This window comes from Pandoraea captiosa (assembly GCF_902459775.1).
Lineage (GTDB): Bacteria > Pseudomonadota > Gammaproteobacteria > Burkholderiales > Burkholderiaceae > Pandoraea > Pandoraea captiosa.
In genome coordinates, this window is record NZ_CABPSQ010000001.1 from 170810 (window position 1) to 182828 (window position 12019).

Here is a 12019-nt window from a genome sequence, read left to right on the forward strand (position 1 = left end):
CCCGAATGAGGCGCGGTGCTATTGCTCGATTGCGTCGCCATCCCCCCAAGCTGTGGCCTTTGTGCCTGACTCCGTCATGACGAAACGTATTGCGTTGGTGGTCTACCCGGGCTTTCAAATGATTTCGCTGGCCGCGATGTCGGTGTTCGAGATCGCCAATTTCGGACGCGACGCACCGCTCTACGAGGTGCTGACTGTCTCCGTCGAAGGCGGATTGGTGAAGGACTCCGCAGGCATTTCTGTCGCAACGGAAGTCATCGGGCGAAGCCACTACGACACGTTGCTGGTGGCCGGTGCGACGTACGTGGTGCCGACCGAGCCCGATCTGGTCGCTGCGCTCAAACGTCTTGCACCCAGGGTGCGACGCATCGGGAGCATTTGCTCGGGCGCATTCGTGCTCGCCGATGCAGGCTTGTTGCAAGGGCGGCGCGCCACCACCCATTGGGGCCAGGCCAGCGCGTTGCAACAGCAGCATCCCGATGTCGTGGTGGAGGACGACCGCATTTACGTCAACGACGGCGCGGTCTGGACGTCGGCGGGCATGACGGCGGGCATCGATCTGGCGCTTGCCTTGGTCGAGGCCGATTACGGCAGCGAGATCGCCCGCGAGACATCTCGTTTGCTGGTGGTGCACTACCGGCGCACCGGTGGGCAATCGCAGTTCTCGACGCTCTCCACACTGGAGCCCAGTTCGGACCGGGTGCGCGCCGCACTGGCCTATGCGCGCGAGCATTTGCGCGAACCGCTCTCGGTCGAGCAACTGGCGGCACAGGTCCATTGGAGCGCCCGGCATTTCAGTCGCGAGTTCACGTTGCAGACCGGACTGACACCGGCCAAGGCGATCGAGAAATTACGGCTCGAGGCCGCTCAGGCACTCCTCGAAGCGGGCGAGGCCTCGATCGCGCGGGTGGCGAATGTCACCGGATTCGGAGACGAAGAGCGGATGCGCCGGGCCTTCGTGCGCACGCTCGGCAAGCCGCCGCAGGCATTGGTGCGCGAAGCGCGCGAGCGCATGCGTGCATGAAACCAGGCGTTGGTGCGCCGACGTATCTCCGTATCTCCGTATCGCCATATCGACGTTCGGCCGTCGCGTAGCCTGCGTTGTAAGCGTTTCATGAACGATACATTTTCGCCGCGTCGCGCTTCGATCTCTCGCAAGTTGAGCTATTAATTTCTTTCAAATCAATGGGTTGAATCGTCTGGCACGGAATTCGCGTATGTGAATCGTGTATGGCGAAGCACCAACCCGGATTCTCCGCAGGCTGTTGGTCGCAGATTTCCTGTGCATCGATGCACGGGCGGGATGCCTGTTGCCCGCGTTTTCCGCAAATGCGCTTTCGCCGTGACGCCGAACCTTATGGCGGGGTTCGACGTGTGAACCGAAGGAAATGTGTGCGCGTGCGCGGGGAGGGGACCATGAACGGGTTCAAGGCGACTTTGGTGGCAGCTGCCGCAACGGCGATGCTTTGTGGCATTTCGATTAACGCGTCGTACGCCGCCGGTGGCGGTGGCGGAGGGCGTGGTGGTGGAGGCGGCATCGGCTTTGGCGGTGCGGGCGGCGCTGGCGGTTTGGGCGCATTCGGTGGCCCTGGCGGTCCGGGCGGCGGTGTAGGTATCGGTGGAATCGGCGGCGCAGGCGGCTGCGGTTGCGGCGGTCACAGTGGTGGTGGCGGTGGCGGCGGCACTGGCGGTGGCAGTGGTGGTGGCACCGGCGGTGGCGTGGGCGCCAGCAGCGGTGGTGGTGGCGGTGTCGGCGTCGGTGGCCCCGGCGGTCGCGGCATCGGCGGCGCTGCGGGTGGCAACGGATTAGCGGCATTCGGCGGTCCCGGCGGCTTTGGTGCGGGCGGGGGCAGCGGATGCAACATGAACGGCCAGGCGGGCGAGGAGCCCTGCCCCTGAGCCAGTGGTGGGTGAGGGCCTGCATGCGTTCGGCACAGCGCATGCAGGCACTGGCCCTTGGCATGTCGAGAACGTCATGCGTCTCGCAGGTTATTCGTCGGTTCCTGACGCGACCGGCTGACGGCTCTGCCGTCGGCCGTGCCACCCCCCCCGGCCCGTGATCAGGCTGTTCTCCCGGCGAAGCGCCCCTTCGGTGATCCGAGGGGGCGTTTTTTTGATTTGCACCGCCTATCGAAGCGAACCGGGGATATGGAAATGCCGATTATGTATTTCGCGTAAACCCGCATTTGTGGCAGCATCCCGATTCCGGTCGCGCACCCTGGCTGTCCGCCGCGCGGCCGTAGCGGATCCATCAGGTTCGCACTTACTCGCACAGGCGCTCAACAGGCGTCGGCATCGACAAGTACAAGGAGAATTCGCACATGCTGTCCCGTCAACTGATCAACGCGTTCCTCGGCGCAACGTTTGCGCTGGCATCCCTCGGCGCGTCGGCCCAGACCGCCGACAAGCCCCTGAAGGTCGGCACCATGGCCGGCTCGGACGCGCAGATCTTCGAAGTCGTGAAAAAGGTTGCCGAAAAGCGCGGCCTGTTCATCAAGATCGTCGAGTTCAGTGACTATGCACAGCCGAACGCCGCGCTCGACGCCGGCGATCTGGATGCCAACGGCTTCCAGCACAAGCCGTTTCTCGACAGCCAGATCAAGGATCGCGGCTACAAGATCGCCACGGCCGGCCTGACCTACGTGTCGCCGCTGGGCTTCTACTCGAAGAAGTACAAGTCGCTCAAGGATCTGCCCAACGGTGCCCAAGTCGGTATCCAGAACGACCCGTCGAACGGCAATCGCGCCCTGCTGCTGCTCCAGAAGGAAGGCCTGATCAAGCTGAAAGCCGGTCTGGAAGGCAAGAACGCCACGCCGCTGGACATCGCGGAAAACCCGAAAAAGCTGAAGATCCGCGAACTTGAAGCTGCGCAATTGCCGCGCGCCCTGCCGGATCTGGATGCGGCGTCGATCAACACCAACTTCGCCGCGCAGGCCGGTCTGGTGCCCAAGCGTGACGCCATCGCCATCGAAGACCTGAAGGGGCCTTACGCGAACCTGATCGCCGTGCGCACTCAAGACCTGAACAAGCCCTGGGTCAAGCAACTGGTCGACGCTTACCACTCGGACGAAGTGAAGCAATTCATCGATGCCCAGTTCAAGGGCGCCCTGATTGCGACGTGGTAATCGGCCATCCGCCATCGACAAACCGGACATCGGTGCGCGTTGTGCGCATCGTTCGTTGTCAAAGGGAAACCGGGGTTTCGACCCCGGTTTTTTTACGCCCGTCGCGCCGGGATACCGTGGCGCCGGAACCCAACGGTTTGACTAGAATGGAAGCGTGATTCCTATCGACGGGAGGCCGCCATGTCCATGATCAACGTTTCGATGATGCTCGTTGCGCTGTTCGTCGGCTTCGCCATTGGCATGCTCTTCGATCATTTCTGGGTGACGCATCACGACGAGCCATCCCGGCACAAGCGGCTCGACTGGCACGAGATGTGGGAGCGCATTCGCCATCAGCACTGAGCCGGATGGGGCCTTACTCTAGTGCTTGGTCGAGACGCGCCTGCGCGCGACGATCAGCCGCCCGCGCGAAGCTTTCGCCACAGGGTGGAGCGGCTGATCCCGAGGGCTTCGCATGCGGCGTGACGGTCGCCACCGCAGGCTGCCAACGTCGAATGAATGCGCGCGAGCTCTTCAGCGGTGCGTCGCGCGCGGCCGGTGAGCGGCGCGTCGCGCGATACGTCGTCCGTCGGCGTCATGCCGGTTTGTCGTTCCGCGTTCGTTTTTGAAACATCTGCCGCGGCGGCTTGGCGTGGCATTCCCAATTCCGGCGCAATCTCGATGAGTCGAGCCCGGCTGATTTCCCGGGCGTCGACCACATCCGCGCAAACGACTGCGATGCGCTCCAGCAGGTTTTCAAGTTCCCTGACATTTCCCGGCCAGCGGTAGGTGGCGAGCAGTGGCAGCAGCGACGCCTGCAGGGCATCGACACTCATGCGCGCGCCTGCGCGAGCGAGGGCGCGCTCCAGAAATAGCGGCGTGAGTCGCGGCAGGTCTTCCATGCGCTCGCGCAACGGCGGCAGCACCATGCGCAGGATGTTCAGGCGGTAGTAAAGGTCTTCGCGAAACAGTCCGGCGGCGACTTGCTGGCGCAGGTCCCGGTGTGTCGCGGCAATCACGCGCACGTCGCATGGTATGGGTTCGTTGGCGCCCAGGCGCAGGACTTCGCGTTCCTGCAATACGCGCAGAAGACGCGTTTGCGGCGGCATCGGCATCTCGCCGATTTCATCGAGGAAGATGGTGCCGTTGTGCGCTGTCTCAAACAGCCCGGCCTTGCCGCCGCGCCGCGCCCCGGAAAACGCGCCATCTTCATAGCCGAACAGTTCGCTCTCGAGCAGCGTCTCGGGAAATGCCGCGCAGTTGATCGCGACGAATGGATAGTCGCGTCGTCGACTGGCATTGTGAATGCCTTGCGCGAGCAGTTCCTTGCCGGTGCCGCTCTCACCGTGCACGAGCACGGTCGAATCCGTCTGCGCGTAGCGTCGGGCCAGCGCGCGAACCTGCGTCATGGCTGCCGAATCGCCGATCAGGTCGTCGAGCCGATAACGCGCCACGAGATGTCGCGGACGATGACGCGAGCGCAGCGAACGATCGACACGCGAGAACGACTGCGAGTCCTGGCAGGTGAGCAGCGCGCCGGTGAGTGTGCCCTGATCGAGCAGCGGAATGCGGTTGATGACCCACGTTTTACCCGCCATCGACACAATGGTTTCCAGCTCGGTGCTCGCGCTCTCGAGCGTTCGCGCAATGTCGAGGGCCGGCGCAATGGCGTCGAGCGCACGCCCGACGGCGTCTGCCACCGTCACGCCAAGCATGCCCGCCATCGAGGCGTTGATCGCTTCGATGCGCCCGTTCAGGTCGACGGCGGCCACGCCCTCGTGCAGATGACGAAGCACTGTGTCGAGACGTTCCCGACGTTGGGCTTCGATGCGCCCGAGACGCGCCACTTCCAATGCTGTGTCGAATGCCGCGCGCACCGAGTCTTGCGAGTACAGGAAGATGCCGGTGAGCCCGGCGCGCTCGGTCAGTTGCGTGACGAGGCCCGGGCCGACGATCACTTCCATGCCTTCGTCGCGCAGCCGGTGCACGAGATCTTCGGCATTCTGCGCGTCGACATAGGTGTGCTGGGGGATATCGATGTGAAAGGCGCTTTTGAAGCGCTCGAACTCCGGCACCGGGCGCGCATACGACACCAGCGCGATGCGCGAGTCGGAAGAGGACGCCGGCAACGCCCGGCGCGCGCGGGCGAGCGCATGCATGACGTCCGAGCCTGTGACCTTCACCAGCACCACGGGCAACGCGAGGCGCTCGCGCAGGAAGTCGCCGTTCGAACCGGCGGCAACGATGCCGTCAACGCTCCCCGCGGGCAGGCGTTCAAGCGCTTCGATGACCGCCTCGTAACCCTTGTCGACGATGTGCACGTCGGCTTGGGCGGCGTAGTCGGGCACGATATCGCGGTACAGCTCGCCGAGCTTGCTGATGCCGACCGCCCAGATGACCGGTTTGCGCATGGCAGGCATGGCGCTTGCGCGTGCGCCGATAGCGGGTCGCGCTGGCAACGCCGGGAAGTCCTGACGGTGGGGTAGCAATTCTGACGGCATCGAATTCGGCATGACGGCGTGGCGGATTTCGCTGGATGACGTCGCATCGTAGCATGTTGCAATAAAACGTTTCATTTTTAGTTTCAAAATGAAACGAATTGAGCCCGGGAGACGCTCCACGCCTGTCGGTGGCGTGAGGTCGACCTTGACGTAAACGTCACACGGGCAAAGAATTTCTCTCGTGAAATGAAGGCACTAGCAGCGGGCGGCGGCGCGCGCGCTACGGGGGCCGCTAACGCTGGCACGCGCATTGCTAATGAAGTGACCGCGACTTGCTGCTAATCAATACCCATCGCAACGCATCGCGACTCAACCCACGCGAGACCGTCGGCATGCGCCGGCGAGTTACGCAAGACACGACCGAGGGACTCAAGTGACGCAAACCATTCGTTCGGCCGGCGCCGCCTTCCGCGAGGCCGTCAAAACCGAGCAACCGCTGCAGGTTGTCGGTGCGATCAACGCCAACCATGCCCTGCTGGCCAAGGCAGCCGGTTTCAAGGCGATCTATCTGTCGGGCGGGGGCGTCGCCGCCGGCTCGCTCGGCCTGCCCGATCTGGGTATTTCGACCCTCGACGACGTGCTGACCGACGTGCGTCGCATCACCGACGTGTGCGACCTGCCGTTGCTCGTCGACGTCGACACCGGTTTCGGCCCGTCGGCCTTCAACATTGCCCGCACGGTACAGTCGCTGATCAAGTTCGGCGCAGGCGCGATGCATATCGAGGATCAGGTCGGCGCGAAGCGTTGCGGCCATCGTCCGGGCAAGGCCATCGTGACGCAGCAGGAGATGGTCGACCGCATCAAGGCGGCTGTCGATGCACGTACCGACGAGAACTTCGTCATCATGGCGCGCACCGACGCGCTGGCCGTCGAGGGATTGCAGGCGGCCATCGACCGGGCCTGCGCGTGCGTCGAAGCCGGTGCCGACATGATCTTCCCGGAGGCAATGACCGAACTGCCCATGTACCGGCAGTTCGCCGACGCAGTGAAGGTCCCCGTACTCGCCAACATCACCGAGTTCGGCTCGACGCCGCTGTTCACCGTCGAAGAACTCAAGAGCGCACAGGTCGGACTGGTGCTCTATCCGCTGTCGGCGTTCCGCGCCATGAACAAGGCGGCGGAAAACGTCTATCACACGATTCGTCGCGACGGCACGCAAAAGGCGGTGCTCGATACGATGCAAACACGTGCCGAACTCTACGAGAGCATTGGCTACCACGCGTACGAACAGAAGCTCGACGCCCTGTTCGCGCAACAGAAATAACGAACCCCTGATCCTGGAGGAATGAGCATGAGCGAGACGACTGCCACTGGCTTCAAGCCGAAGAAATCCGTTGCCCTGTCGGGAGTGACTGCGGGCAACACGGCCCTGTGTACCGTGGGCCGTTCGGGCAACGATCTGCACTATCGCGGTTACGACATTCTGGATCTGGCACAGGCTTCGGAATTCGAAGAGATCGCGTATCTGCTGGTCTACGGCAAGCTGCCCACGGTGGCCGAACTGCGTGGCTACAAGGCCAAGCTCAAGTCGCTGCGCGGTCTGCCCGCCGCCGTGAAGGACGCCCTGGAAGCCGTGCCCGCCGCCGCGCATCCGATGGACGTGATGCGCACGGGCGTGTCGGTGCTCGGCACCGTGCTGCCGGAGAAGGACGACCACAACATTCCGGGCGCGCGCGACATCGCCGACCGCCTCATGGCAAGCCTGGGTTCGATGCTGCTCTACTGGTATCACTACAGCCAGAACGGCGTGCGCATCGATGTGGAAACGGACGACGACAGCATCGGCGGCCACTTCCTGCATCTGCTGCACGGCGAAAAGCCGTCGGAGCAGTGGGTGCGCGCCATGCACACCTCGCTGATTCTGTACGCGGAGCACGAGTTCAACGCGTCGACCTTCACGGCGCGCGTGATCGCCGGTACCGGTTCCGACATCCATTCCGCAATCACCGGCGCCATCGGCGCACTGCGCGGCCCGAAGCATGGCGGCGCGAACGAAGTGGCGTTCGAAGTACAGAAGCGCTACAACTCGCCGGACGAGGCTGAAGCGGACATCCGTCGGCGCGTGGAAAACAAGGAAGTGATCATCGGCTTCGGTCATCCCGTCTACACCGTGAGCGATCCGCGCAACAAGGTCATCAAGGAAGTGGCCCACGAGTTGTCGAAGGCACAGCAGAACACGGCGATGTACGACATTGCCGAGCGGCTCGAATCGGTCATGTGGGACGTCAAGAAGATGTTCCCGAACCTCGACTGGTTCAGCGCCGTGAGCTACCACATGATGGGGGTGCCGACTGCGATGTTCACGCCGCTGTTCGTGATCGCCCGCACGTCGGGCTGGAGCGCGCACATCATCGAGCAGCGCATCGACAACAAGATCATTCGCCCGAGCGCCAACTACACCGGTCCGGAAGATCAGCAGTTCGTGCCGATCGAGAAGCGCTAAGCTGTTACAGCGCTTGTACCGAGCTTGTACCGCGCGCCTACCCGGTGAGCTCGACGCGTCGGCGGTGGGATTCCCGCTGACGCCCGACTCCCGGGCGCGATGCGCCATCTTCCTTTCGCGCCACACCGCAACCGGCCGGGCCGACACCTTCCTCACATGATGAATACCGAATACCGCAAATCCCTGCCCGGGACGTCGCTCGACTACTTCGACGCCCGCGCTGCCGTCGACGCCATCGCGCCGGGCGCGTACGACACGCTGCCGTACACCTCGCGCGTGCTCGCGGAAAACCTCGTGCGCCGCTGCGATCCGGCCACGCTCACCGATTCGCTCAGGCAACTGATCGAGCGACGCCGCGATCTCGATTTCCCGTGGTTTCCCGCCCGTGTGGTGTGCCACGACATTCTCGGTCAGACAGCGCTGGTCGATCTCGCCGGTCTGCGCGACGCCATCGCGGCGCAAGGCGGCGATCCGGCGCTGGTCAACCCGGTGGTGCCGACGCAACTCGTCGTGGATCACTCGCTGGCCGTCGAATGCGGCGGCTTCGATCCGGATGCCTTCGCGAAGAACCGTGCGATCGAAGATCGTCGCAACGAAGACCGCTTCGACTTCATCAACTGGACGAAGAAGGCGTTTCGCAATGTCGACGTCATTCCGCCGGGCAACGGCATCCTGCACCAGATCAACCTGGAGCGCATGAGCCCGGTGATTCAGGTCACGGACGGCGTGGCCTATCCCGACACGCTCGTGGGCACCGACTCGCACACGCCGATGGTCGACGCGCTGGGCGTGATCGCCATTGGCGTCGGCGGACTCGAAGCGGAGAGCGTGATGCTCGGTCGGGCGTCCTGGATGCGTCTGCCCGATATCGTCGGCGTCGAGCTCACGGGCAAGCCGCAGCCGGGCATTACGGCAACGGACATCGTGCTGGCGCTCACCGAGTTCCTGCGCAAGGAAAAGGTCGTCTCCGCCTATCTGGAGTTCTTCGGCGAAGGCGCGGCGAACCTTACGCTGGGCGATCGCGCGACGATCTCGAACATGGCGCCGGAATTTGGCGCGACGGCAGCGATGTTCTCCATCGACGACCAGACCATCAAGTATCTGAAGCTCACCGGCCGTGACGATAGCCTCGTCGCGCTGGTCGAAACCTACGCGAAGCACACGGGCCTGTGGGCCGACAGTCTGACGAAGGTCGAGTACGAGCGCGTGCTCCGGTTCGACCTGTCGAGTGTGGTGCGCAACATCGCAGGCCCGTCGAACCCGCACAAGCGCGTGCCGACGAGCGAACTGGCCGCGCGCGGCATTAGCGGCAAAGTCGAGAACGAGCCGGGCCGCATGCCCGACGGCGCCGTCATCATTGCGGCCATCACGAGCTGCACGAACACCAATAACCCGCGCAACATGATTGCAGCGGGCCTGTTCGCGCGCAATGCCAACCGGGCTGGCCTCGTGCGCAAGCCGTGGGTCAAGAGCTCGCTCGCCCCGGGCTCGAAAGCCGTGACGTTGTATCTGGAGGCCGCCGGCCTGCTGCCGGAACTCGAAAAGCTCGGTTTTGGCGTGGTGGCGTACGCGTGCACATCGTGCAACGGCATGTCGGGGGCGCTCGATCCGGTGATTCAGAAGGAAGTCGTCGAACGCGATCTGTATGCCACGGCCGTGCTCTCGGGCAACCGCAACTTCGACGGTCGCATCCATCCGTATGCCAAGCAGGCGTTCCTCGCCTCGCCGCCACTGGTGGTGGCCTATGCGATCGCCGGGACGATCCGTTTCGATATCGAAAAGGATGTGCTCGGCGTGGACGCGAGCGGCAAACCGGTGAAACTCGCCGACCTGTGGCCGAGCGACGAGGAAATCGACGCGATCATCGCGAGCAGCGTCAAGCCGGAGCAGTTCCGCCGCGTGTACGAACCGATGTTTGCCGCGTCCGTCGAGCATGGCGAGCGCGCCGAACCGCTGTACGAGTGGCGCGAGAAGAGCACGTATATCCGCCGCCCGCCGTACTGGGAAGGCGCGCTGGCCGGTGAGCGCACGTTGCGCGGCATGCGCGCGCTGGCGGTGCTCGGCGACAACATCACGACCGACCATCTGTCGCCGTCGAACGCCATCATGGCCGATAGCGCAGCGGGCGAATATCTCGCGAAGATGGGGCTGCCCGAAGAGGACTTCAATTCGTATGCGACCCATCGCGGCGACCATCTGACGGCGCAACGCGCCACGTTCGCCAACCCGACGCTCAAAAACGAGATGGTCGTGGTCGACGGACAGGTCAAGGCCGGATCGCTCGCGCGCATCGAGCCGGAGGGCAAGATCACCCGCATGTGGGAAGCCATCGAGACGTACATGGCGCGCAAGCAGCCGCTGATCGTGATCGCCGGGGCCGACTACGGTCAGGGCTCGTCGCGCGACTGGGCGGCCAAGGGCGTGCGTCTGGCGGGGACCGAGGCCATCGTCGCGGAAGGCTTCGAGCGGATTCACCGCACCAATCTGGTCGGCATGGGCGTTTTGCCGCTGGAATTCAAGCCGGGCACGAATCGCAAGACGCTCGGCATCGATGGCAGCGAGACGTTCGACGTCGTCGGCGAGCGTACGCCGCGTGCCGATCTCACACTGGTCATTCACCGGAAAAATGGCGAGCGCGTCGACGTGCCCGTGACCTGCCGTCTCGATACGGCCGAAGAGGTGTCGATCTATGAGGCGGGTGGGGTGTTGCAGCGCTTCGCGCAGGACTTTCTGGAATCGTCGCAGGCCGCTGCCTGAGGAGAGACGTGATGGCGCATCAGCCACAAATCCGTATTCCCGCCACGTATATGCGTGGCGGCACGAGCAAGGGCGTGTTCTTCCGCTTGCAGGACCTGCCCGAGGCCGCGCAGACACCGGGCGCCGCGCGCGACGCGCTGCTCATGCGTGTCATCGGCAGCCCCGACCCGTATGGCAAGCAGATCGACGGCATGGGCGGGGCCACGTCGAGCACCAGCAAGACGGTCATCATCGCCCGCAGCGAGCGACCGGAGCACGATGTGGACTATCTGTTCGGGCAAGTGTCCATCGACCAGAAGTTCGTCGACTGGAGCGGCAATTGCGGCAATCTGTCGGCGGCCGTCGGTCCCTTCGCGATCAGCAATGGTCTCGTGGACCCGGCGCGCGTGCCGCGCGATGGCGTGGCGGTCGTGCGGATCTGGCAAGCGAACATCGGCAAGACCATCATCGCTCACGTGCCGATGACGGACGGTGCGGTGCAGGAGACGGGCGACTTCGAGCTCGACGGCGTGACGTTTCCCGCCGCCGAAGTGCAGCTCGAATTCCTCGATCCGGCCGCCGAGGAGGACGGTGAGGGCGGCGGGGCCATGTTCCCGACCGGCAACCTGATCGACGACCTGGAAGTGCCCGGCGTGGGCACGTTCAAGGCGACACTCATCAATGCCGGCATTCCGACCATCTTCCTCAATGCGGAGGACATCGGCTATAGGGGCACCGAGTTGCAGGACGCCATCAACAGCGACCCCAAGGCGCTCGCAATGTTCGAGACGATCCGGGCGTACGGCGCGATCCGCATGGGTCTGATCAAGGACGTGTCGGAAGCGGCGACGCGACAGCACACCCCCAAGGTGGCTTTCGTGGCGAAGCCCGCGGCGTATACGGCGTCGAGCGGCAAGGCCGTGAACGCAGACGATGTCGACCTGCTGGTGCGGGCGCTGTCGATGGGCAAGCTGCATCATGCGATGATGGGTACGGCTGCGGTTTGTATTGGCGCGGCCGCGTCGATTCCGGGCACGCTCGTGAATCTGGCGGCAGGCGGCGGCGAGCGCAACGCGGTGCGCTTCGGTCATCCGTCGGGAACGCTGCGCGTGGGCGCGCAAGCGAAGGAAGACGGCGGCGAATGGACGGTCACCAAGGCCATCATGAGCCGCAGCGCCCGTGTGCTGATGGAAGGCTGGGTTCGCATTCCCGCAGACGCCTTCTGATCGTCAACG

At 64.2% G+C, this 12019-nt stretch carries 9 protein-coding genes; 8 read left to right on the plus strand and 1 reads right to left on the minus strand.

What is annotated here, in order from left to right:
* Positions 1-76 precede the first annotated feature (76 nt).
* The 4 genes from PCA31118_RS00845 to PCA31118_RS26925 all read left to right on the plus strand — a co-directional run bounded on the left by PCA31118_RS00845 (position 77) and on the right by PCA31118_RS26925 (position 3467).
* Positions 77-1024: a GlxA family transcriptional regulator gene (locus PCA31118_RS00845; RefSeq protein WP_150622134.1), complete on the plus strand. Its 948-nt coding sequence runs from the start codon at positions 77-79 to the stop codon at positions 1022-1024.
* Between the two features lie 392 nt (positions 1025-1416).
* Positions 1417-1899: a hypothetical protein gene (locus PCA31118_RS26920; protein WP_174990285.1), complete on the plus strand. Its 483-nt coding sequence runs from the start codon at positions 1417-1419 to the stop codon at positions 1897-1899.
* A 422-nt stretch (positions 1900-2321) separates the two neighbouring features.
* Positions 2322-3125: a MetQ/NlpA family ABC transporter substrate-binding protein gene (locus PCA31118_RS00855; RefSeq protein ID WP_150622136.1), complete on the plus strand. Its 804-nt coding sequence runs from the start codon at positions 2322-2324 to the stop codon at positions 3123-3125.
* Between the two features lie 180 nt (positions 3126-3305).
* Positions 3306-3467 carry a hypothetical protein gene (locus PCA31118_RS26925; protein ID WP_157123210.1) on the plus strand — a complete coding sequence of 54 codons (162 nt, stop codon included), beginning with the start codon at positions 3306-3308 and terminating at the stop codon, positions 3465-3467.
* Between the two features lie 53 nt (positions 3468-3520).
* On the opposite strand, the gene prpR is transcribed toward PCA31118_RS26925, so the two are convergent.
* On the minus strand, positions 3521-5524 hold the full coding sequence (prpR, locus tag PCA31118_RS00860; RefSeq protein ID WP_174990337.1) for a propionate catabolism operon regulatory protein PrpR: 2004 nt from the start codon (positions 5522-5524) through the stop codon (positions 3521-3523).
* A gap of 454 nt (positions 5525-5978) precedes the next feature.
* Here prpR and prpB point away from each other — a divergent pair, with 454 nt between their 5' ends.
* The 4 genes from prpB to prpF all read left to right on the plus strand — a co-directional run bounded on the left by prpB (position 5979) and on the right by prpF (position 12010).
* Positions 5979-6869 carry a methylisocitrate lyase gene (gene prpB, locus PCA31118_RS00865; protein ID WP_044456286.1) on the plus strand — a complete coding sequence of 297 codons (891 nt, stop codon included), beginning with the start codon at positions 5979-5981 and terminating at the stop codon, positions 6867-6869.
* Between the two features lie 27 nt (positions 6870-6896).
* Positions 6897-8048 (plus strand): bifunctional 2-methylcitrate synthase/citrate synthase, encoded by a 1152-nt coding sequence (prpC, locus tag PCA31118_RS00870; protein WP_150622138.1) that lies wholly within the window; start codon positions 6897-6899, stop codon positions 8046-8048.
* A 156-nt stretch (positions 8049-8204) separates the two neighbouring features.
* Positions 8205-10805, plus strand: a complete 2601-nt coding sequence (acnD, locus tag PCA31118_RS00875; protein WP_150622140.1) for a Fe/S-dependent 2-methylisocitrate dehydratase AcnD — start codon at positions 8205-8207, stop codon at positions 10803-10805.
* Between the two features lie 11 nt (positions 10806-10816).
* A complete protein-coding gene (gene prpF / locus PCA31118_RS00880) occupies positions 10817-12010 on the plus strand; it encodes a 2-methylaconitate cis-trans isomerase PrpF (RefSeq protein ID WP_150622142.1) in 1194 nt (397 codons plus the stop codon).
* The last annotated feature ends 9 nt before the right edge of the window (positions 12011-12019 follow it).